A 22,149-nucleotide genomic window follows, 5' to 3' on the forward strand; every position below is an offset into this window, starting at 1 on the left:
GTGAAAAATATCATTTGTTTGGCAATACGGCGTTTTCGCCCGAAAATTATACGAACCCATTTATCATGGGTACATTATAAGGAAGGGAGCATGGTGCATGCTCAAACAGTTCATGAAAGCCTCACGCTTCGGAGTTGTACCGGTCATGCTGATTCCGGTCGCGCTGGGAGCGTTGGGGGCTTTTGTATGGAACGGCGTTTTTAACGTCTGGCTGTTTCTGATTACGCTTGTCGGCGCGGCGGCGGCCCACCTGTTTTCCAACATGGTGAACGACCTGTGGGATTACAAGAGCGGGACCGATACGGCTGCCAAAGAGGCAGTGGATGCGGTCTCCACGAACTCGGGCTTTTTGACGGGCGGCGTATGGAGCATTCGCAAGTTTGCGGCGGTCACTTGGGCGCTGTTTGGCGTTGCCGCGGCTTGCGGAATTATATTGGCCGTATTCTCAGGGCCGTGGGCTTTCATTTTCGGCGCTCTCGGCGGCTTGATCGCATACTTCTATGTGGCGCCGCCACTGAAGTTCGGATACCGGGGCAAAGGCTACTCGGAAGTCGCAATCCTGCTCTCGTTCGGCGTTCTTCCGGTCATGGGTGCCTATTATGTGCAAACCTCGCATTTGGATCTGCGGGCGCTGCTCCTGTCCCTGCCGATCGGCCTGTTAACTACGCTGATTCTGTTCAACCATCACTTTTTACACTGGCAGGCGGACCGCCAGGCCGGCAAACGTACGCTGGTCGTCGTGTGGGGCGAGCAAAGAGCGCTTGGCTTCTCCCGGTTTCTGCTGTTTCTGTCCGCGCTGATGCTCGTGGTCAGCGTCATTGCCGGGGCGCTCCCGGTGTACGGACTGCTGGCCCTGCCGGGCATGATTCCGCTGTACCAGGTGTACGGCAAGCTGAAGTCTCATAATAACAGCCATGCCTATATTCCGCTGATGGGAGCTTCGGTGAAATCGACCCAGCGGAGCGGGATCATTATGATTATATGTTTGCTGATACAAGGCTTAATCTGACCTTACGGCCATATTGACTTAAGCGAGAAAGGAAGTTCGATGCTACATGGTACAACAACGCGTTTTTGGGGATTTTCATACGATTCTGTCGGAGGGCGAGGTTTGGAAAATCGGCGGCTTTCCGCTGCCGGACGGTACGTTCTGGGAATACCGGGAGCCTGACGCGGTAGTCATCGTCCGCAACGGCATTCTGTACGTCCGTGCTCCATTGAGCCGGCAAAACGACCAGATTCAAATTTTGGACAACGCGAAGCATATGTATTATTCAGTGGAAACGGTCAAAGTACCGGATCACGGAGTGGTCGACTTCGAACTGCAGATCCGCGCCCGCTCGGTCAATACCGTGCCGAACGATCTGTACGACGGCTACGTATCGCTTAACCTGCTGGATTTCACGACCGGAGCGGCGCTGGATTTCTTTGCCGGCAACGACAAATATGCCAGCGTGTACGCTGTTCTTCCTTTCCCGGGGGTAGAGGTTCCGCCATCGGACAAGACCCGGTATTTCTGCATCTTTAAAGAAGACACCAACTTTAAGCCACGTGAATTCAACACCTACAAAATTACGTATGACCGCGGAAACGACGAAGCTGTGTTCTATTTGAACGGCACGGAAATCCGCCGGGAGAAGAACATCCCGATCAAGTTCAACGAGTTTACGATCGCGCTCGGCATCATGACCGAGAAGGACATCTCGCCTGAAGGCAGCGTATCCGTTCATGGGCAGGTCGTGACGGCCGAGTATTCGCCGGTGACCGTGACGATCGACGACCGTTCGGAGAATAAGCGGGCTGCTGAAGAAGAGTAAACGTCAGAGTGGAGAGGCTCGCAACAGAGCCATTCTATAGAAGCACCGGTTCGGTGTCTGGATGACGAACCTGACACCTCTTCCAGCAAAAAAGGGCTGGGTCCCCAGGTAGAACAATCTACCGGGGCCCAGCCCTTTTTCCTTTCATATGAGTCTGTAGAGAATGAATTGAATTATTTCTTCAGGTCTTCGATTGACTTAATGTCAACGTAGGACGGCACGACCAATCCGGTTTTGACGCCGGTCATATTAGCGCCCAGATCATCGATCTGATCTTTGAATTTGGCGAGGTAATCGGCGTGGGTCAGCGGCAGCCAGGCTGCGGCCGATGCGTCCACGTCCCCGTTGGCGACGCCGGTCCACATCGGTCCTGCCTCAACCTGCAGAGCGGTTACCTTGTAGCCCAGTTTTTCCTGGAGGATGTACTGCAGCAGGTTGGTGCTGGCAATTTCCGAATCCCAGGCTACGTAGCTCAGCTTCAGCGGGTTGCCGTTAACGGGCTTCAGGTCCTTGATCCATTCATTGACCCGGTCGGCATGGCTGTCAGCCCATGCCTTGGCGGCCTCTTCCGGCTTCTTGCCTTCCTGGATCGCCGTCATGATCTCACCCATTTCATCGGAGGACCATTCAAACCGGTCCAGGAATGTGTAAGCGGTCGGCTCATCCTGTTCCAGACCCTTGCGGGCGATCGTATGGATTTCCTCGGCTTCACCGTATACTTTCTTCGGATCATCCAGGTACTTCAAATCATATTTGGAGAACATCCAGTGCGGTGTCCATCCGGTAATGACGATCGGCTTTTTGGCCTTAATGTCTTTGGCCAGCGTCGCAGTCATCGCCGCGCCGGAGCCTTCAATCAGCTTCCAGTCGGACAGGCCGTATTCTTCGATGGCTTTGTTGGTCGCCTTCATGATTCCGGCACCGGGGTCGATACCGATAATTTCATAGTTGACCTGTTTACCGAAGGAATCGGCGCTGCCTTCTCCGCTTGCCGACCCGCCGGAGCCGTTTTGGCCGCAGGCGGACAGCATCAGTGCGCCGGCCAGACCAAGGCTGGCCAGGATCGTCCATTTTTTCTGTTTTTTCATGTTATGCACCCCTTTTTTTGGATTTAAATAGGTTTTGCGTAAAGCGGTCGAGCACGATGGCGAGAATAACCACCGCAAGACCGGCTTCGAAGCCTTTCCCGATCTGGAGCTGGGTTACCGCGCGGTATACCTCGGCTCCGATGCCTTGGGCGCCGATCATTGAAGCGATGACGACCATGGACAGCGACAGCATGATGGTCTGGTTGATGCCGGCCATCAGCGTCGGCATGGCCAACGGCAGCTGCACCTTGAAGAGCTTCTGCGGTCCGGTGGACCCGAAGGCATCGGCTGCTTCGGTGAGCTCGCCGGACACCTGCTGAATGCCGAGCAGGGTCAGGCGGATCGTCGGCGGAATGGCGAAGATGACCGAAGCGATGACCCCCGGCACGACACCCAGGCTGAAGAAGGTAACTGCCGGCAGCAGATAGACGAAGGCCGGCATCGTCTGCATGAAATCGAGTATCGGCGTAATGATGCGGGACGCCCCTTTGCTGTAAGCACACCAGATGCCGATCGGAACGCCTAAGACGACCGAAATCAAGGCGGAGGTGATGACCAGACTGAGGGTGTCCATCGTCTGCGGCCAGTACCCCAGGTTATAAATCAGCAGAAATCCGATCACCGAGAACAGCGTCAGAGATATCCGCCCGACCAGGAAGGCAAGAATACCGAGTATGACGATAAACAGGAACGGATGCGGCAGCAAGAACAGCCAGGTAAATCCGTTAACGATGCCTTCGATGACGCTCGAAATGAAGTCGAACAGGACCGTCAGATGGTCCCCCATCCAGCCGACCAATGCTTCAATCCACTCATCCAGCGGTATTTTCGGCATTTGGGCTCACCTCCTTCGAACTGTTCTCCCCGGCGAGCGCCCCAAGCAGGGCACCCCGGACGATCACGCCAGCAAGACGGTCGTTGTCGTCGACGACGGCCAGCGGCACCTTGGACATGCTGGTAATTTCAAACAGCTCGTTGATCAGGACGTCCGGATGCACTCTTGGACCGTCCGTGATCAGAATGTCCGCAAGCGTTTTGCCGCTGCGCATCGCTTCCGAGGCATCCTCCGCCGTGATGACACCGAGCAGCCGCTTGCCGCGGTCGATGACGAACAGGTTGGAGATGCCGCGCTCGCGCATCAGCTCGAGCGCCACACGCGGCCCCCGGTCCGGCATGATCGTCTCCGGACGGCGCATGACATGGGCGGCGGTCAGCACCTTGGACAGGTCGACGTCCTCGACGAACCGCTCCACATAGGCGTTGGCCGGCTGCGTCAGAATTTCTTCCGGCGTGCCCACTTGCACGACGGCGCCATCCTTCATGAGCGCAATCCGGTCGCCGATCCGCAGCGCTTCGTCCAGATCGTGCGTGATGAAGATAATCGTTTTCTTCATCGTCTCCTGCAGTTCGAGCAGCTCATCCTGCATGTCGCGGCGGATCAGCGGATCAAGCGCGCTGAAGGCTTCGTCCATCAGCAGAATCTCCGGGTCGTTCGCGAGCGCCCGGGCCAGACCGACGCGCTGCTGCATGCCGCCGCTCAATTCGTCGGGAGATTTGTTTTCCCAGCCCTTGAGGCCGACCAGCTCGAGCGACTTCATCGCTTTCTCCGTGCGCTCCGGCTTTTTGACCTTTTGAATCTCAAGCCCGTATTCCACGTTTTCCAGTACGGTCCGGTGCGGAAACAGCGCAAACTTCTGAAAGACCATACTGATCGTCTGGCGCCGTACCTTACGGAGCTGCTCCTTATTCATTTTTCTTAAATCCTGCCCGTGAACGAGGATTTCCCCCGCCGTAGGCTCAATCAGCCGGTTCAGCATCCGGACGAGGGTGGATTTGCCGCTGCCGGACAGCCCCATAATGACGAAAATTTCGCCAGCTTCAATACTGAAGTTGACCCGGTTCACCCCGACGGTCACGGATTTTTCCTTCGCCAGCTTCTCCTTGTTCCAGCCTTGTTCGAGCAGTCCGACGCTTTGCTCCGCCTGGGCTCCGAACAATTTGCTGACTTGTTTAAGCTGCAAAATAGACAACAGTGATACCCCCTTATTGCTTCTCTATCGTTGATAAGTGCGAACACGATGCTGCGTGAATAACCAACGGGTAACAGTGTAACAATTAATATATATAGTATCAAACGTTTTAACCGTACGTAAAGAACGTACAGAAAAAACTGTACGAAATTTACTGCCGAATGCTCCCATATCCGCCGTTTTCCTGACGGATCGGTTTCTTTACAATTAAAATCGGTTTACATACAATAGACGATGAAGGTTTGGTCTTCTCCATACTTTTTCACTTACAAACACGGGCAACACAAGCGGATTCCGGACCTTGTCAGGCTTATGGGCCGGGGATTCTGCGGAGAATGGTTGAACAAATAAGGAGGTTGCAAGCATGAGCTTGGACCAATTCGAAGATGAACGCGACGCAGCAATCCACAAGGTACGCAAGCGCGTCATTGAAACAATCGGAAGAAACATGGACTTATATGGAATCTCCCAGTCCACCGGACATTTATACGGGCTGCTTTTTTTTGCAGACAAGCCGATGACCCTGGATGAAATGGGACGGGAAATGAAAATGAGCAAGACCAGCATGAGCACGGGCGTCCGGACCCTGCTGGACTTGAAGATGGTCAATAAAGTATGGGAGAAGGGCTCCCGCAAGGACTTATATGAAGTGGAATACGACTGGTATCAGACGTTTACTGACTTTTTCGATATCAAGTGGAGAAAATCGGTAGAGAGCAATATCCAGATTCTGAGCAAGTCCATCGACGAAATGGGCCGCTTGCTGACGGAGTACGAGCATGATCCCGAGTTCACCGAGCTGCTGCGCAAGGATATCGCCAAACTGCACGAGGCGGTTGCTTATTACGGCTGGCTGGACCGGCTCATCGATACGTTTGAGAGCGGAGAGATATTCAAGCTGGTCCCGAAGGAGCCTCCAACCCCACATAACTAAACATAAAAAGCACCGGAACCGGGCTGCGTTACAGCAGTCCGGTTTTTTTGGATTTTCATGACGCCAGGCGTGGGGATTTTTGTAGTTGACATCCGCCTGCTTTCGGTCATATGGTGTAATTTAGTAAAAGTTAGACGAAGAGCTGAGCGAGGAGAGATGAAAATGGTTACGGGTTATGCCGGATGGCAGGAAGATGAGTTAAGGCGGGAGCAAGCCCGGCTGCAAGCAGAATACGAGGCATACCGGAGTTTGAATTTGAAGCTGGATATGTCCCGGGGCAAGCCGTGCCCGGAGCAGCTGCAGCTTTCGAACGAAATGCTGGACGTTCTGCCGTCCGGGGAAGAGCTTCGGGCGGAGGATGGGACGGACTGCCGCAATTACGGCGGCCTTGACGGGCTCCCGGAGGCGAAGCGTTTTTTTGCCGAGATGCTTGGGGTTCAGTCTTCCGAAGTGATTGTTCAGGGCAACTCCAGCCTAAACTTGATGTATGATGCGCTGGCACGGGCGATGCTGTTCGGGGTGCTTGGCAGTGAGCAGCCGTGGAGCAGGCTCCCTTCCGTCAAATTCCTGTGTCCAAGCCCTGGGTATGACCGCCATTTTGCGATCTGCGAGCAGCTGAATATCGAAATGATCACCATAGATATGACGCCGGAAGGGCCGGATATGGACGCAGTAGAGAGGCTTGTCGCTGAAGATGACTCCATCAAGGGGATTTGGTGTGTGCCGAAGTACAGCAACCCCGGCGGTATCACGTATTCCGACGAAACGGTAGAACGGCTGGCCCGGATGAAGACGAGGGCTGGCGATTTCCGCATTTTCTGGGATGACGCTTATACGGTCCATCATCTGACTTCAAGGCATGACGAGCTGAAAAATATGCTGGAAGCCTGTTCGAACGCCGGCAATCCAGACCGTGTATTCATCTTTGCATCCACTTCCAAGGTGACTTTTCCGGGGTCCGGCGTAGCGGCCATGGTGGCGAGCAGGGACAACCTCAGCCATTTGAAAAAACAGCTGTCCGTGCAGACGATCGGCCCGGATAAAGTGAATCAGCTGCGGCACATCCGCTTTCTGAAGGATATGGAGCACCTGGGCCGCCACATGGAAAAGCATGCCGCGATCATCAAGCCGAAATTCGACTTGGTACTGAACAAGCTGGAATCCGGGATTGGCTCCAAGGATATCGCTTCATGGAGCAAGCCCAGCGGCGGTTATTTTATCAGCCTGGATACGATGGACGGCTGCGCACGGGAAGTCGTGCGGCGTGCAGCCGAGGCGGGGGTGACACTAACGCCTGCCGGAGCTACTTATCCGTACGGGCGCGATCCGCGGGACCGCAATATCCGTATTGCGCCAACCTATCCATCGCTCGAAGAGCTTGCGCAGGCCATCGATATTTTGAGCGTATGCGTGCAGCTGGTATCGATCGACCGTATTTTGGCGGATCAATAGAGCAGGAACATTTTTATTGAGACAGGCAGGTCAGGAAGGATGGGTCAGAGATGGTACCGCAGGGGCGGTATCCCGGCCCAACCTCCGGCCTGCCGTTTCTTTTTTGCCGAATGACTGGGAAATAAGCGGCCTTCCCCCGATAACGGAATCCGGGCATGTTGTTAGACAGTGCCGTGGACAACGTCTTGTTCCACGAGGAACGTTTCATGGTCAGCGCATCAGAGAAATAACTTTTTTTGGATGATTTGCATGGATTCCCTCATTTGAACCGTCAAACTGAATAGAACGAACTTAATAGAGAAGAGATGTGATGAAATTGATCAAAACGACGGCTTTGAAGACGGGAGTCCAGACGGCATGGATGAAATGGGAGGGCTTGTTCGACCGGATCACGCGGCTGCGGAGCAAGCGGGTGCTGAGTTACGGAATTTGCAAGCTGGTGGTTCGGCCTTTTCACGGGAAAAGCATCCGCAGTGACAGCGGGCAGTGGCTTCATGCCGGCGACTGGATCGGGGAGCTTCATTTGGATAACGGGCAGGTGCTGGAGCTGTCGCGGAGCCTTGGGCCGGACAGGGCGGCGCTGAAAACCGCCAGGCTCCTGAAGCAATCGCTCAGACAGATCCATGAAGCGATGGACCAGGTTCCCGAACTGGCTGAGGTCAAAGCGTTGACCGGAATTACGCTGCTTCACCGGGGACTGACCCATGGGCTGGGCTTTGAGCAGCACCAGCTGAAGGCCGGGTGGTTCCGGCTGCTGACGACGATCTATTTAAGGTTTCTGCTGCGAATGCTTCATCCCGCCGGGCAAAAACGCGTGAAGCACAGCGCTCCCAAGCTGGTTCCGCAGATGCTGCTCATGACAAGGCAAGCGTTCATGGAGCGGTACCGCCGCGAGTCACCTTTATGCAACGTCGTATAACAGTGCACTAATAATATTAAATTCAGTAACACGGATTCGGTATCAGGCTTGTCATGCTAGTCTGCATAATGTGACCAAGTCCCTCATAGACATGTATCAATCAGTTCAAACCAAGTGCTAAGGGGGATGATGTCATGCGCCGGATTTCATGGATGCTCGCCATGATCTTGTGCGTTACGGTTGTGTTGGCAGGCTGTGGTGGCAAAAAAGATGCCGCTTCCGTTGTCAAAGACTTGAACAACGTGGTCGATACACTGCAAAGCAAGGATGGCTCTTACAAAGGAACGGGGAAAATGACGCTGTATACCGGGGAAAAGCCGCAGGAATACCAGGTGGAGGTATGGTACCAGAATCCAAACTACTACCGCATCAGCCTGACGAACGCCCAGAAGGACGTTACGCAAATCGTTCTCCGCAACGACGACGGGGTATTCGTGCTGACGCCAAGCCTGAACAAAAGCTTCCGGTTTAAAAGCGACTGGCCGGACAACCAGGGGCAAGTCTATTTATACCAAACGCTCGTCCGGGGCATCTTAAGCGATAACACCCGGCAGTTTGCCGCAGACAAGGACAGCTATGTGTTCGATGTTGCGGCCAACTATCACAGCCAGTCTCTCGTCCGCCAGAAAATTTGGCTCAGCAAGGACAATTACGCGCCAAAACAAGTACAAGTCTCCGACTCTGACGCCCATGTCGTCGTTGAGGTCAAATTCGACCAGTTCCAGTTCGATGCGAAATTCGACAAGGACTCTTTTGACATGAAGCGCAACATGACCGTGCAAAGCGATCCGTCGGTCGGCACGGTGGCCGAAGTAGACGAGAACGGCAATCCGGTCGCATCCCAGGACCAGCCGCAGGGCGATAACGGGGAAGCGGCGCAGGAAGTCACCAAGGAACTGGGCGACTTTGGCATGATTATCCCGGATTACCTGCCTGAAGGCGTTACGCTCAAGGACAGCAACAAGTTGGACAACAGTGACAACCATGCGCTGCTGCTTCGGTATGACGGTACATACCAGTTCACGATCATGGAATCCCGTCCGCAGGACCGTGCCGTGTCCCTGATGTCGGGTGAAGTGGTGGATCTTGGATTTACGGCAGGCCTCCTGGCTGGCGATGAGCAGCAGACGCTGACCTGGATGAATGGGGACGGCGTGGAATTCCGCATTACAAGCGCAAACCTGCCGGTGGACGAAATGATACAAATCGCAGCGTCTTTACAGGAACAATCGGGTAAATAATACGCAGACAGGCGGACCCTTCGGGCCGGCGGGGCATGATTCCACCGGCGAAACGAAGGGGCTTTCGCCTATCCATCTTCGAAAACCGCTGTGGTACGGTAAACCGGCCGGATTCAGCCGGGGCGTGGTTCATTGACAGTCACCTTCCTGAACATTACGATTACATAGGATAAACGAAAGGTAAAGGACAACTGATTTTCGATCCGATCCATCTGTGTCCATAGACAGATCGAACGAAAATGACAACTCTCCTTTCAATGACTGTATGTAATGAGTGTGTTAATTCTTAGAGAAGGTGACGAATAAATGCAGCAACAATATAGAGCAACTAGAGCGGAAATCAATCTGGACCATCTGCAGGCGAACGTTACGGCGTTTCGCCGGGCTCTGCCCGAAGGCATGAAATTTCTGGCCTGCGTCAAGGCGGATGCGTACGGTCATGGAGCCGTGCAGGTGGCGCGGGAGCTTGCGAGCATCGGGGTGGACTATTTAAGCGTCGCTTTCCTGGATGAAGCGATTGAACTGCGGCATGCCGGTTTGACGCTGCCCATCCTGGTGCTTGGCTACACGCCTCCGGAAGGCATAAGAACGGCGTGGGAGAATAACATAACAGTGACGGTGTTCAGCCCGGAGGTACGGGAAGCGATCCGGCAGCTCCCGGCGGACGCCGAGTCCAGACCGCTGAAGGTGCACATTAAGATCGACAGCGGAATGGGCAGACTGGGACTTCTTCCCGGCCCGGACGCCATTTCGTTTATCGAGTCGCTCTATGCTCTTTCGCAGGCTGAGGTTGAAGGCTTGTTTACCCATTTTTCCAAAGCGGACGAAGAAGATAAAAGCTATACACTGGAGCAGTACCGGCGTTTCGAGAGCGTGGTGGCCTCGCTCGGGGAGAAAGGATTCAGCCCTCCTCTTATACATACGGGCAACAGCGCCACAGCGATTGATACCCCTCAGCTGTCCTACAATATGGTCCGCGTCGGCATCAGCCTGTACGGATTGTATCCATCGGATGAGGTGAATCATCAGACTGTCGCACTTTCCCCGGTATTGACGCTGAAGACAGAGCTTGTATATGTCAAAACCCTTCCGCCGCATTGGGGCGTCAGCTACGGCGCCAGATATGTGACGGATCAAGATGAAGTCATTGGAACGCTGCCGATCGGCTATGCCGACGGGTACTCGCGGATGCTGAGCGGTAAAGCGGAAGTCCTGATCCGCGGCCGCCGCGTTCCCGTTGTCGGAACGATCTGTATGGACCAGTGTATGGTAACACTTCAATCTTTTGCCGAAGAGGCAGAAGAAATTCATGCGGGCGAGGAGGTTGTGCTCATCGGTCAGCAGTCTGGCCAGTGTATTACGGCAGATGAGCTGGCTTCTCAGTTGGGTACCATCCACTATGAGGTCATCTGTATGATTTCCCACCGGGTACCTCGTGTTTACACGAAGCACGGGGCGCTGTACAACCGGGTCAACCCACTGCTTACCTAGTGCAAAGAAAGGCGGAATTTCAGCCTTTTTGCTGGAAATGAAGGAATACGGACCAAGCATCCCGAATAAAGGTAATGACGGAATGACTGTACGTAAATGCCGAGTCTAGTTTATAATGTATGCAGCATACCTGGTATATCTTCGGCATATATATTCCTTTGTATAAATTTCCTTGATTCAAGTTATACTGGGCACAAGGGTGAGAAGGTATTGTGGGGGTGGAACAGAAGGTGGCTAATATGCAGAATACCAAACGAATTATGATCAGCTTGCCAGATCATCTTTTGCAGGAAGTGGATGGCATCGTTGCAATGGAGAATTCGAACCGCAGTGAACTCATCAGGCAAGCCATGAAACTGTATTTAACGGAGCGGAAGAAACGTTATATACGGGAGTCAATGCAGCGCGGCTATATGGAAATGGCCAAGATCAATTTGACGATGGCATCGGAGGCCTTTCACGCGGAAGAAGATGCAGACAGCACTCTAGGCCGCTTAGTGAGCGGGGTGTAGACATTGATCGTAAAACGCGGCGACGTTTTTTTTGCGGATCTTTCACCCGTAGTCGGTTCTGAGCAAGGTGGAGTCAGGCCCGTTCTGATCATTCAGAACGATATCGGCAACCGTTTTAGTCCTACGGTCATCGTGGCGGCCATTACCGCCCAGATTCAAAAGGCAAAGCTGCCGACCCATGTGGAAATCGATGCGGTTTCGCATGGTTTCGACAGGGATTCGGTCATTTTGCTGGAGCAAATCCGGACCATTGATAAGCAGAGGCTGACGGACAAAATTACCCACCTGGATGAAGAAACGATGAAAAAGGTGGATGATTCGCTGCAAATCAGTCTCAGCCTGATCGATTTTTAAGCGTTGAACCATAAGGTTGATGATATGGTTGTGAAGGATAAGGCGTACCCGAAAGGGACGCCTTTTTCTTGTTTTTGAACTTGTTTTTAAGTCACATAAGTCCATTGTAAGGGGTTACGCATCCGCTATAATGAATGGTATCCAACGTATGAGCGGGCAGGTGAGTACTGCATCTGCGTCTATCCGCTTGTGATATCAGGGAGGGAATTATGGCGATTCATATCGATGCTAAGCAGCAATTATTTCATCTTCAGACCCGCAGTTCAAGCTATGTATTTCAGATTCTTCCGTCCGGCTATGCCGCCCATCTCTATTACGGGAAAAGGCTGCGCGACGCTGACCTGAGCTGGCTGCTCGTGACGACCGAGCGGGCTTCCTTCAGTCCGAATCCGGTGCCGGAGGATCGTACGATCTCCCTGGACACGCTGCCGCAGGAGCTTCCAGTGTACGGAACGAGCGATTTCCGTCACCCGCTGGTACAGTTCCGGCTGCCTGACGGCTCAACCGTCACCGAATTCAAGTATGTGTCGCATCGGGTAGAGCAGGGCAAGCCGCGGATGGAGGGACTTCCTTCGACATATGTGGAGAGCGAGTCCGAAGCCGAAACGCTGTTTGTGAATATGCAGGATCCCGTGTCGGGACTGCATGTGGAGCTGCAGTACACGGTGATGGAAGCTTATGATGCGCTGACCCGCTCGTTAAAAATCGTGAACGACAGCACCGAGCCGGTGGAACTGCTGAGAGCCCTCAGCGCAAGCGTGGACTTCCCGCGCGCCAATTACGAGTGGCTGCAGCTGTCCGGCGCATGGACCCGGGAACGCGACGTTGTGCGCCGTCCGGTCGCCTATGGCATGCAGGCGGTGGAGAGCCGCCGCGGGGCCAGCAGCCACCAGCAGAACCCGTTTGCGGCGCTGCTGTCTCCGGGGGCGGATGAAGACCACGGCGAGGTCTACGGCTTCAGCCTGGTATACAGCGGAAGCTTTATCGCCCAGGCCGAGGTGGACCAGTTCCGGACGACCCGTCTGTCGATCGGGATCAACCCGTTCGATTTCACCTGGCTGCTGGAACCGGGAGCCGCGTTCCAGACGCCGGAGGCCGTCATGGTCTATTCCTCCGATGGCCTGGGAGGCATGTCGCGGACGTATCACCGGCTGTACCGCGAGCGCCTGGCCCGCGGCCAGTTCCGGGATAAGGAGCGCCCGATCCTCGTCAACAACTGGGAGGCGACTTACTTCCAGTTCAATGCGGAAAAAATCGTCGACATCGCCAAGGCCGGCAAAGAGCTCGGGATCGAGCTGTTCGTCCTGGACGACGGCTGGTTCGGCCATCGCGACAGCGACAACTCCTCGCTTGGCGATTGGGTGGTGGACAAGAACAAGCTGCCGGGCGGACTGGAAGACCTGGTGAACCGCGTGACGGACATGGGAATGCAGTTCGGCCTGTGGTTCGAGCCGGAGATGGTTTCCCCGGACAGCGACCTATACCGCAAGCACCCGGACTGGTGCTTGCACGTACCGGACCGGCGCCGCACGGAAGGCCGCCAGCAGCTGATCCTCGACTTCTCGCGGCAGGATGTGCGCGAGGAGATTGTACGGATGCTGACGGAGGTGCTGAGCAGCGCGCCGATTACGTACGTGAAGTGGGACATGAACCGCAACATGACGGAAATCGGTTCGGCGCTGCTGCCGCCGGAGCGTCAGCGGGAGACGGCGCACCGCTACATGCTCGGCCTTTACGAAGTGATGGAACGGATCACGTCGGCGTTCCCGCACATCCTGTTCGAGAGCTGCTCCGGCGGAGGCGGACGCTTCGATCCCGGCCTGCTCTATTACATGCCGCAGACGTGGACGAGCGATAACACCGATGCGGTGTCCCGCCTGCGCATCCAGTACGGCACGAGCATCGTTTACCCGGTGAGCGCCATGGGCTCGCATATTTCCGCCGTTCCGAACCACCAGGTGGGACGGTCTACGCCGCTCGACATGCGCGGCTACGTCGCCATGTCAGGCAACTTCGGCTACGAGCTTGACTTGACGAAGTTCACCGAAGAAGAGAAGGAAGTCGTCAAGCAGCAGGTAGCGCTGTATAAGGAAATCCGCGGGCTCGTCCAGACCGGCGAGATGTACCGGCTCCTCAGCCCGTTTGAAGGCAATGAGACCGCCTGGATGTTCGTGGCGGAAGACGGCAGCGAGGCCGCGGTCTTCTATTTCCGGGTGCTGGCCGAATCCAACGCGCCGCTGAACCGCCTCAAGCTGAAGGGGCTCGATCCGGCCGCAGATTATGCGCTGGTGGGCACAAGCGAGGTGTACACTGGCGACGCCCTGATGTATGCAGGCATCGCGGTAGGCGCTGAGCGCGGGGATTACCACAGCGAGTTTTTCCGCTTCCGGCGCGTATAAGCCCCGGTCCTTTCCAGAATTAACCGGCCTCCGGCCTGCGTTAAGGTCTATACAGATGGAAGCCGCAGCAGTATGATGAACCTTGCCCTGTTTATGGGGTAAGGTTCTTTTTGCTTTTTCAGGGGAAATCTACCGTGGCATGGAAGCTTTCTCCTGCCAAACATGACCGCTGGAAAAATGGTTCAAAGTTTGTGATAATAAGATATGAAAACTTTGTAGATTTGCCTAAAGTTTTGGTTTGATCTCACAGTTTTCCATAGAGGCTGTCCGCACGTTAAGCGGACTGGCCGCCAGGCAAGCTGACGCTGATACCTATAACGCCGCAGGAAGCCGCTCCGCTGATATGAAATTTTCGGTACACGCGGTTTGCGGGAGCAGACGTTTATAAACCAGACCAAGCCGATTTTTCGACTCGGACAAGTCTGTGACCAATCACATGATGACGAATGAATGTTTTGATGACGACGATGATGAGAGAACGTTTGAATACATGGAAACACAAGTACGAATGGGAAAGAGGGATTTCTTTTGACGGAAAAGGAAATGGTTATCGAACAGAACGGTGAAGTACTGAAGGCACAGGAAAAGGAACGGATCGTGCAGCAGATTGCCAAGGAGCTGCAGCTGTCCCTGAAGCAGATTCGGACGACGGTGGGACTGTTGGATGAGGGCAACACGATTCCGTTTATCGCCCGTTACCGTAAGGAAATGACCGGGGAATTGGACGAGAACCAGCTGCGCGGAATCGAAGAGCGCGTGACTTATCTGCGGAATCTGGAAGAGCGCAAGCGCGAGGTCATCCGGATTATCGACGAGCAGGGGAAATTGACCGGGGAGCTCAAGACGTCGATCGAGAAGGCGGCCAAGCTCCAGGAAGTGGAGGACTTGTACCGTCCGTACCGGCAGAAGCGTAAAACCCGTGCCAGCGTCGCCAAAGAGAAGGGGCTCGAGCCGCTCTCTGAGTGGATCATGGCTCAGCCGAAGCAGGGGGATGTTCATAAGGAAACCGCCAAATACGTCGATTCTGAAAAGGGCGTGGAAACGGCGGACGATGCGATTTCTGGCGCGATGGACATTCTGGCGGAGAACCTGGCCGACGATGCGACCATCCGGGCCTGGGTGCGGCGTTATACGATGGACCATGGGATGCTGACCTCGGAAGCGAAGGATCCCGAGCAGGAGTCCGTGTACGAGAACTATTACAACTACCGGGAGCTGGCGAAAAAGATGCCGCCTCACCGCATTTTGGCCATTAACCGGGGAGAACGCGAAAATATTCTTAAAGTCGGCCTCGAGGTACAGCATGAGTCGATCCACAATTTTATGGCGCGTCAGGTCATCAAGGGCAGCTCGGTGGTGCAGCCGATTCTCACGGCCGTTATTGAAGATGCTTACAAACGGCTGATCGCCCCTTCCATCGAACGCGAAATCCGCGCTGAGCTGACTGAGAAGGGGGAGAATCAGGCGATTTCGATCTTCTCCGGCAACCTGCGCAGCCTGCTGCTGCAGCCGCCGGTCAAGGGCCGCTGCGTTCTCGGGGTAGATCCAGCCTACCGGACAGGCTGCAAGCTCGCCGTCGTGGACGATACTGGCAAGCTGCTTGAGGTGGCAGTGACGTACCCAACGCCGCCGAACAACAAAAAGAAAGAAGCCGCCGCGAAGTTCAACGAGCTGATTAAGAAGTACGGCATCCAGCTGATCGTGATCGGCAACGGTACGGCTTCGCGCGAGACGGAACAGTTCGTGGCAGAAGTGATCAGCGACATCGGCGTGCCGGACCTGGCTTACCTGATCGTCAACGAGGCTGGAGCAAGCGTGTATTCGGCGTCCAAGCTGGCCCAGGAAGAATTCCCGGATCTTGACGTTGCGGAGCGCAGCGCAGTGTCCATCGCCCGCCGCGTGCAGGACCCGCTGGCTGAGCTTGTAAAGATCGAGCCGAAGGCGATCGGTGTCGGCCAATACCAGCATGACGTCTCCCAGAAGCATTTGGACGAGAGTCTGAAGACCGTTGTCGAATCGGCCGTCAACCATGTCGGCGTCGACGTGAATACTGCTTCGCCGTCGCTGCTCTCCTATGTGTCCGGCGTCAACGCGACGACCGCCAAAAACATCGTGAAATACCGTGATTCCAACGGGAAGTTTTTGAGCCGTAAAGAACTGCAGAATGTGCCACGGCTGGGAGCCAAAACCTACGAGCAGTGCATCGGATTTATGCGCATCTCCGAGGGCGATAACCCCCTCGACCGCACGCCGATCCACCCGGAATCGTACAAGGTGGTGGACCGTCTGTTCCGCGAGCTTGGTGTCGGCATGGAGAAGCTGGGAACGCCTGAGCTGTCCGAGCTGCTGGGGCGTCAGGACGTGGAGAAACTGGCGGAGGTACTGGAAGTCGGCGTGCCTACGCTGCGCGACATTCTGGAAAGCCTTCAGCGCCCGGGCCGCGACCCGCGGGAGGAGCTGCCGCTGCCTATTTTCCGGACGGACGTGCTGAAGATCGAGGATTTGACCCCAGGCATGGAGCTGCAGGGCACCGTACGCAACGTCATAGACTTCGGGGCTTTCGTGGACATCGGGATCAAGAGCGACGGTCTCGTCCACATTTCACAGCTTAGCAGCGGCTACGTCAAGCACCCGATGGACGTGGTGTCCGTCGGCGATAATGTGACGGTATGGGTTCTGAACGTCGATTTGAAAAAAGGCCGTGTCGGCCTGACGATGCGCAATCCGCATCAGGGAGAATAACTTGATCGCAAGACTGCAAGTGTACAAGATCGGATCTTAATAAGATCAAAATTCAACAAGATCAGTATATAGGGAGTTCCGGCCAACTAGGTGTTCTTTAGCTGGTCCATGATCACTGCCGGACTCCATCCCATAGCCCACCCGAAGAATGGAAAAAAATGTTTCCGGTCTTCGGGATTTTGGCGTGTTCGGGTTTAGATTTGGTCATGGTCGTGCGGGGTTGCTTTCTTCCGTGCCCGGAATCGTCGGACCTTCATCAGATTCCCGCACATTTTGTCATCACAGTAGCGTTTGGACCGGTTGCGGGTATCGTCATAATACACCCAGAGACAGTCCGGATTGTCACAGATCCGGATTCTTGCCGTTTCGCCATTGGCGATCGTCTCGGCAAAAGACGCGGCGATCTCCGACATGACCTGCTGCCAGTCCCAGCGGATCGGTTTGTTCCCAGTAGACAAGCTGTCTTCGCGGTAGAACAGCTCCCGAATGACGGGGCCGGCGGACATGACCGCATTTAGCCTGCCGATCGCCTCGGCTTCAAGGGAAACGCCCTGGACGATGGAGGTGACCATGCCATGGAGCAAGGAGCGGAGCTCTTTCAGCTGCTGCAGCTCGTGGGGTTTTGGTTCATCGAGTAACGGCAGCTGCTGCTCCTGCAGCCATGCCCGCAGCCATCCGGGCCGGTCCAACCGGTCCTCGGACTTGCCGCTGCCCCGCCAATCATGCCAGTCGCTGTTCAAAAAATCATCCCAAAGCATTCGTTATCCTTCCTTTCAGGAACATTGTAACAACTAAATAATTCTTTTGCTAGTTACTTGACCGATAGAAAAGCATTGTGTTAATTTATGGATGTAACTAATAAAATGGTTTTAGTTCGTTACAAAAATCCGGACAGGGAGGATTTGCAGATGGGCCAAACTCAAGAGCAGCTGCAAAGATGGGATGAATGTTTCGATCAGGAAGGCTGGTATCCGCCGCTCGTGCCGGCATTGGATGGTGTAACCGCTGCGGAAGCGGTATGGAAACCGGAAGGGGAAGCCGTCAACACGATCTGGGAGAACGTAAACCACCTGCTTTATTACAAGGAATATTACCTGCAGCGGATGCGCGGCGAGGAACCGGACGGCAAGGCGTCAAGCAATGATGAGACGTTCAGGAACGTCGAAGATGGAGATGAGGCCTGGCAGAAGACGGTCGATCGGCTCAAAAGGATCCATCTCGAGATCCGTAGCTTCCTGTCCGGTTTAAGTGACAGCGAGCTGAACGCGCTGTTTCGGGACAGGCCGCTTTCCGGCTTGATTCACAGCCTGATGATGCATGACGCCTATCATACGGGTCAGATCATTTTACTTCGCAAGCTGAAAGGAAGCTGGCCGGCTTCGAGAAGCTTTGAGTAGGTAACAAGGAGCACACTGACTATAGAAATCGTCTAAACCAAACGCAAAAAACAGGCAGGTACACGGTACCGGCCTGTTTGCATGGAGCGGGCTTCATTTCTAAATATTTATCGGGCGTCCGAGTTTTCTTCCGGGGCGTTTCGGTAGAAGAACCAGCATTCGTTGAGCAGTTTGATCTGGCGTCTGTCTTTTTTGTGAAACGCCTTCCTCAGCTGATTACAGAGCCATTGCGGCAAGGGTGATCTCCTCCTCTTGCATTCCGTCTCTACGGTCAGCATATGGGGAGAACGCCCAAAGCGTGCAGGTCTCATTTGAATTTCCCGGGTTCAGCAAGGGGACGGGATTGTATTTTTATAAACGCATCCCATTATGCATTCCTTCACAATTCTTTTCGCTGTGATCCCGGGCAATTCATGGCTATTTCCGTAATAACGCTGCGGCCGCCTAGCCCTCGGCTTCCTCCTCATACCACTGTTCCAGTTGGGCTTGAAGGGCACGGATTTCGGTCAGCAGGGCGATGAGGGGATAGCTCTGTTCATCGATGGAAGCAAAGGATTGTTCCAGTGCGTTGATGTAGGCAAGTCCATCCTGAATTTGCAGATGTTCCTGCAGCAGATCCAACTGATCGCATTCCGCCACGGCGAGCGGCAGCTCGGGGACGACAGAGGCCGTCAATTTGTCTATTTCCTTATTGAGGCGCAGGTTCAGCGCGCTGAGCTGGTAAGCGTAATCGGCGGGCATTTCCACAAAAAAGAGGTCGGCATTTTTCTGTAAAATTACATATCTCATCTTCGGCATAAGGCGCAAAAATCTCCCTCCATAACATTCTACTTGTCAGTGTAGCGTATGGGGAAGTTATAATTCAAGAGAATGTTTCTTTCGGGACGACCGCCCCGAAGACCGTCAAATTCAGTCAGAGGAGGACCTCATGGACGTCATGAGCAATGAAGAGCTGCAAGCTTGGGTGGAGCGGATTTCGGAGGAAAGCTTCGGCCTGCCTTTCAGGCACCGGGCCACGTTCAACCGGCGATTATCCACAACGGGCGGGCGCTATTTTATGAAAAGCCATCATATCGAGATTAATCCCCACCAGCTGGAAGCGAACGGGCGGGAGGAAGTGGAAAAGATCATCAAGCATGAGCTGTGCCATTACCATTTGCACCTGACGGGAAGGGGCTACAAGCACCGGGATCCGGATTTTAAAATGCTGCTGCAGCAGGTCGGGGGAAGCCGTTACTGCCAGTCGCTGCCTTCGGCACGCGAGCGTAAGGTTCAGCCTTACCGGTACCAGCTGGTGTGCCGCCAGTGCGGGATGGTATATCTGCGCAAACGCAAGGTCGATCCTCGCCGTTACCGGTGCGGGAAATGCGCTGGAAATCTTCGCTTGAACAAGCTTGACTCCGCTACAAAATCATGATAAATTATTTGGTGTTACCATATAACAATGTTCCCTGATAGCTCAGTTGGTAGAGCACTCGACTGTTAATCGAGTTGTCACAGGTTCGAGTCCTGTTCGGGGAGCCAGTTTCTTGGAGAGATACCCAAGTGGCTATAAGGGGACCCTCTGCTAAGGGGTTAGACTGCGTAAGCGGTGCGAGGGTTCGAATCCCTCTCTCTCCGTTTTGAGATACTTCGTAAGAAAGCTCCCACCGCCTTTGCGGCTGGGGGCTTTTTGGTGTAAAGGGATGAGAACCCTCGGGGGAGGGTTCGTCGGAGCATAAGCTTCGGGAGGATAGGCTTCGCAGTCTCGAACGAAGTGAGAGTATCCCTCTCTCTCCGTTTTGAGATACTTCGTAAGAAAGCTCCCACCGCTTTTGCGGCTGGGGGCTTTTTGGTGTAAAGGGATGAGGACCCTCGGGGAGGGTTCGTCGGAGCATAAGCTTCGGGAGGATAGGCATCGCAGTCTCGAACGAAGTGAGAGTATCCCTCTCTCTCCGTTTTGAGATACTTCGTAAGAAAGCTCCCACCGCTTTTGCGGCTGGGGGCTTTTTGGTGTAAAGGGATGAGGACCCTCGGGGAGGGTTCGTCGGAGCAACAAAACAACCCCCATCCATCATTGGACAGGGGGCTGCTTGGGCAAATCCTCAAAGCTTTATTTTTCGTCTTCGTACTCTTCCCGCATGCCTTCAATCGCTCTTTCGCGCTTGGCGTTTTTGTGCTGAAGGTTGTGTACTTCCTGACCGGAAATTTCCTCGGCGTGTTCGGCCAAATAATCGTTGGTTTCGTTAATGTTGTCCTGCGTGTTGATAATGGCGGTTTTGATCTTTTCCGCGTTATCAGAACGGTCGTCTGGTTTAGCCATTGATTTTGTCTCCTTGTCGTGTGTTGATGTCATTGACGTGTATAGGATGCCAAATAAGGGACGATTTTATGCCCGGGCATAGGAGAGAAATGGCAACGACACAATTTTTAAAAATATTACAAAAAGGGCTTGCCAACCTTTTTTGTTCTATGCTATACTCAGTCTTGTCGTCAAGAAAGTGATGTTACGATATGGCCCGTTGGTCAAGGGGTTAAGACACCTCCCTTTCACGGAGGTAACATGGGTTCGAATCCCATACGGGTCACCACTTTCATTGCTTGCAACAGGGATGAGAACCCAAGATGGGTTCGTCGAAGCGCTGCATCGTTAGGATCAGCTTCGCAGTCTCGAACGAAGTGAGAGTATCCCATACGGGTCACCACTTTCATTGCTTGCAGCAGAATAAGAATTCCAATATCTGTACCATCTATAGCTTATGGGCGCACAGGTTGTGGATCATCGAGAGCCATTAGCTCAGTTGGTAGAGCACCTGACTTTTAATCAGGGTGTCGAAGGTTCGAGTCCTTCATGGCTCACCAGTTTTTTTAAATAGCAGTTCCCTTTAAACGTGCGGTAGTGGTGGAATGGCAGACACGCTATCTTGAGGGGGTAGTGGGCGTACGCCCGTGGAGGTTCGAGTCCTCTCTACCGCACCATAATTTGATTAATGACAATCCTTGCGAATGGGCAAGGATTTTTTTGTTATATCCGTATTCTGCATTATTGGACCTGGAACTGGGCTTGCGTGGCAAGCGGGTTTCTGGAATACTGGGAGTAATATACTTTGCAAACGCTGTCAAAGGAGGGGAACATCGTGAACATACTCGTATTATGCGACGATCAATGGCATCCGGCCGATGTAGTGAAGGGAGGCTTAGAGCCGCTTCGGGCAGGCGGGTTCAATTTTCACTACATTTTGGAAACCGATGCCGAATGGCAGGACTCGCTGGAAAGGTTGCTTACGGAATATGATTTGCTGATCTTGGCGAAATCCAATCGGGTCTCCGCGGTAAAAGAGCAACCGTGGCTCACAGCCCAAGCCGGTGGTCTGCTGCAGCGTTACGTCAGCGGGGGTGGCGGTCTGCTCGTTCTGCACTCCGGTACGGTGGGTTACCGGGACATGGAGGATGTGCGCGGGCTGGTCGGCGGAGTCTTTCATCACCATCCGGAGCAGTGTCCGGTCACGGTCGAGCCTGTACAAGACACGGAGATTACCCGGGGAGTCCAGGCCTTCACGTTGCAAGACGAGCACTATTTCATGGATATGACCGACCTGAGTGACGTGAATATATTTATGGTGACCCGGTCGGAACAGGGGGAGCAGCCGGGCGGATGGACCCGAACGGAAGGCGAGGGAAGGGTTTGTGTGCTGACACCCGGCCACAATTTGGCGGTTTGGCTGCATCCGGGCTACCAGCAGCTCCTGCGGCAAGCATTGACGTGGACCGCATCAGCGCCGAAGGGAGAATAA

21 protein-coding genes and 5 tRNA genes are annotated in these 22,149 nt (G+C 54.3%); 19 read left to right on the forward strand and 7 right to left on the reverse strand.

Annotated features, from left to right (window positions below):
• Positions 1–97 precede the first annotated feature (97 nt).
• On the forward strand, positions 98–1,009 hold the full coding sequence (locus tag IAE55_RS22825; RefSeq protein ID WP_116231907.1) for a prenyltransferase: 912 nt from the start codon (positions 98–100) through the stop codon (positions 1,007–1,009).
• 46 nt (positions 1,010–1,055) lie between these two features.
• Entirely contained in the window at positions 1,056–1,817 is a 762-nt protein-coding gene (locus IAE55_RS22830) for a DUF6081 family protein (protein WP_105442101.1), read from the forward strand.
• Between the two features lie 173 nt (positions 1,818–1,990).
• Here the strand turns inward: IAE55_RS22830 and IAE55_RS22835 are convergent, their stop codons facing one another.
• Genes IAE55_RS22835 through IAE55_RS22845 form a run of 3 tightly spaced genes read right to left on the reverse strand, consistent with a single transcriptional unit; the run spans position 1,991 to position 4,935 of the window.
• The gene (locus tag IAE55_RS22835; protein WP_200633955.1) at positions 1,991–2,905 is read right to left on the reverse strand and encodes a glycine betaine ABC transporter substrate-binding protein; all 915 of its coding nucleotides are present in this window, start codon (positions 2,903–2,905) and stop codon (positions 1,991–1,993) included.
• 1 nt (position 2,906) lies between these two features.
• On the reverse strand, positions 2,907–3,740 hold the full coding sequence (locus IAE55_RS22840) for an ABC transporter permease (RefSeq protein WP_105442103.1): 834 nt from the start codon (positions 3,738–3,740) through the stop codon (positions 2,907–2,909).
• Positions 3,718–4,935, reverse strand: coding sequence for a quaternary amine ABC transporter ATP-binding protein (locus IAE55_RS22845; RefSeq protein WP_200633956.1), 1,218 nt, complete (start codon positions 4,933–4,935; stop codon positions 3,718–3,720). Before IAE55_RS22845 ends, IAE55_RS22840 begins: the two co-directional genes overlap by 23 nt.
• 364 nt (positions 4,936–5,299) lie before the next feature.
• Here IAE55_RS22845 and IAE55_RS22850 point away from each other — a divergent pair, with 364 nt between their 5' ends.
• From IAE55_RS22850 to IAE55_RS22890, 9 genes are all read left to right on the forward strand, one after another.
• Positions 5,300–5,869 carry a GbsR/MarR family transcriptional regulator gene (locus IAE55_RS22850; RefSeq protein ID WP_116231912.1) on the forward strand — a complete coding sequence of 190 codons (570 nt, stop codon included), beginning with the start codon at positions 5,300–5,302 and terminating at the stop codon, positions 5,867–5,869.
• Between the two features lie 156 nt (positions 5,870–6,025).
• The gene (locus tag IAE55_RS22855) at positions 6,026–7,321 is read left to right on the forward strand and encodes an aminotransferase class I/II-fold pyridoxal phosphate-dependent enzyme (RefSeq protein WP_442793344.1); all 1,296 of its coding nucleotides are present in this window, start codon (positions 6,026–6,028) and stop codon (positions 7,319–7,321) included.
• Between the two features lie 310 nt (positions 7,322–7,631).
• Entirely contained in the window at positions 7,632–8,240 is a 609-nt protein-coding gene (locus IAE55_RS22860; RefSeq protein ID WP_234489774.1) for a YkoP family protein, read from the forward strand.
• Between the two features lie 134 nt (positions 8,241–8,374).
• On the forward strand, positions 8,375–9,481 hold the full coding sequence (locus IAE55_RS22865; protein WP_076174843.1) for an outer membrane lipoprotein-sorting protein: 1,107 nt from the start codon (positions 8,375–8,377) through the stop codon (positions 9,479–9,481).
• 306 nt (positions 9,482–9,787) lie between these two features.
• The gene (gene alr / locus IAE55_RS22870; protein WP_105442107.1) at positions 9,788–10,972 is read left to right on the forward strand and encodes an alanine racemase; all 1,185 of its coding nucleotides are present in this window, start codon (positions 9,788–9,790) and stop codon (positions 10,970–10,972) included.
• A 230-nt stretch (positions 10,973–11,202) separates the two neighbouring features.
• The gene (locus IAE55_RS22875; protein WP_036648438.1) at positions 11,203–11,484 is read left to right on the forward strand and encodes a CopG family ribbon-helix-helix protein; all 282 of its coding nucleotides are present in this window, start codon (positions 11,203–11,205) and stop codon (positions 11,482–11,484) included.
• 3 nt (positions 11,485–11,487) lie between these two features.
• A complete protein-coding gene (locus IAE55_RS22880; RefSeq protein WP_076174838.1) occupies positions 11,488–11,838 on the forward strand; it encodes a type II toxin-antitoxin system PemK/MazF family toxin in 351 nt (116 codons plus the stop codon).
• A 209-nt stretch (positions 11,839–12,047) separates the two neighbouring features.
• Positions 12,048–14,237, forward strand: a complete 2,190-nt coding sequence (locus IAE55_RS22885) for an alpha-galactosidase (protein WP_200633957.1) — start codon at positions 12,048–12,050, stop codon at positions 14,235–14,237.
• A gap of 543 nt (positions 14,238–14,780) precedes the next feature.
• Positions 14,781–16,979, forward strand: a complete 2,199-nt coding sequence (locus IAE55_RS22890; RefSeq protein ID WP_200634014.1) for a Tex family protein — start codon at positions 14,781–14,783, stop codon at positions 16,977–16,979.
• A gap of 194 nt (positions 16,980–17,173) precedes the next feature.
• On the opposite strand, the gene IAE55_RS22895 is transcribed toward IAE55_RS22890, so the two are convergent.
• Complete coding sequence (locus tag IAE55_RS22895; RefSeq protein WP_200633958.1) at positions 17,174–17,737, reverse strand: CGNR zinc finger domain-containing protein; 564 nt, start codon at positions 17,735–17,737, stop codon at positions 17,174–17,176.
• Between the two features lie 150 nt (positions 17,738–17,887).
• On the opposite strand from IAE55_RS22895, the gene IAE55_RS22900 reads away from it, so the two are divergent.
• Complete coding sequence (locus IAE55_RS22900) at positions 17,888–18,376, forward strand: DinB family protein (RefSeq protein WP_145025977.1); 489 nt, start codon at positions 17,888–17,890, stop codon at positions 18,374–18,376.
• Between the two features lie 107 nt (positions 18,377–18,483).
• Here IAE55_RS22900 and cmpA read toward each other — a convergent pair whose 3' ends face one another.
• Both cmpA and IAE55_RS22910 read right to left on the reverse strand, forming a co-directional pair.
• The gene (cmpA, locus tag IAE55_RS22905) at positions 18,484–18,612 is read right to left on the reverse strand and encodes a cortex morphogenetic protein CmpA (protein ID WP_089549977.1); all 129 of its coding nucleotides are present in this window, start codon (positions 18,610–18,612) and stop codon (positions 18,484–18,486) included.
• A 208-nt stretch (positions 18,613–18,820) separates the two neighbouring features.
• Entirely contained in the window at positions 18,821–19,174 is a 354-nt protein-coding gene (locus tag IAE55_RS22910; protein ID WP_076174826.1) for a hydrolase/acyltransferase, read from the reverse strand.
• 139 nt (positions 19,175–19,313) lie between these two features.
• Here IAE55_RS22910 and IAE55_RS22915 point away from each other — a divergent pair, with 139 nt between their 5' ends.
• The 3 genes from IAE55_RS22915 to IAE55_RS22925 all read left to right on the forward strand — a co-directional run bounded on the left by IAE55_RS22915 (position 19,314) and on the right by IAE55_RS22925 (position 19,996).
• The gene (locus IAE55_RS22915) at positions 19,314–19,793 is read left to right on the forward strand and encodes a SprT family protein (RefSeq protein ID WP_084204161.1); all 480 of its coding nucleotides are present in this window, start codon (positions 19,314–19,316) and stop codon (positions 19,791–19,793) included.
• A gap of 31 nt (positions 19,794–19,824) precedes the next feature.
• A tRNA-Asn gene (locus tag IAE55_RS22920) sits at positions 19,825–19,900 on the forward strand.
• Positions 19,901–19,907: 7 nt separating this feature from the next.
• A tRNA-Ser gene (locus IAE55_RS22925) sits at positions 19,908–19,996 on the forward strand.
• 472 nt (positions 19,997–20,468) lie between these two features.
• Here the strand turns inward: IAE55_RS22925 and tlp are convergent.
• On the reverse strand, positions 20,469–20,678 hold the full coding sequence (gene tlp / locus IAE55_RS22930; protein ID WP_076174820.1) for a small acid-soluble spore protein Tlp: 210 nt from the start codon (positions 20,676–20,678) through the stop codon (positions 20,469–20,471).
• A gap of 193 nt (positions 20,679–20,871) precedes the next feature.
• On the opposite strand from tlp, the gene IAE55_RS22935 reads away from it, so the two are divergent.
• The 4 genes from IAE55_RS22935 to IAE55_RS22950 all read left to right on the forward strand — a co-directional run bounded on the left by IAE55_RS22935 (position 20,872) and on the right by IAE55_RS22950 (position 22,149).
• Positions 20,872–20,946 (forward strand) — tRNA-Glu (locus IAE55_RS22935).
• Positions 20,947–21,141: 195 nt separating this feature from the next.
• Positions 21,142–21,217 (forward strand) — tRNA-Lys (locus tag IAE55_RS22940).
• Between the two features lie 31 nt (positions 21,218–21,248).
• Positions 21,249–21,334, forward strand: a tRNA-Leu gene (locus tag IAE55_RS22945).
• Between the two features lie 158 nt (positions 21,335–21,492).
• Positions 21,493–22,149, forward strand: a complete 657-nt coding sequence (locus IAE55_RS22950) for a ThuA domain-containing protein (protein WP_200633959.1) — start codon at positions 21,493–21,495, stop codon at positions 22,147–22,149.

Origin of the sequence: Paenibacillus sp. S28 (assembly GCF_016624415.1) — a bacterium.
In the GTDB taxonomy this organism is placed as follows: domain Bacteria; phylum Bacillota; class Bacilli; order Paenibacillales; family Paenibacillaceae; genus Paenibacillus_AQ; species Paenibacillus_AQ favisporus.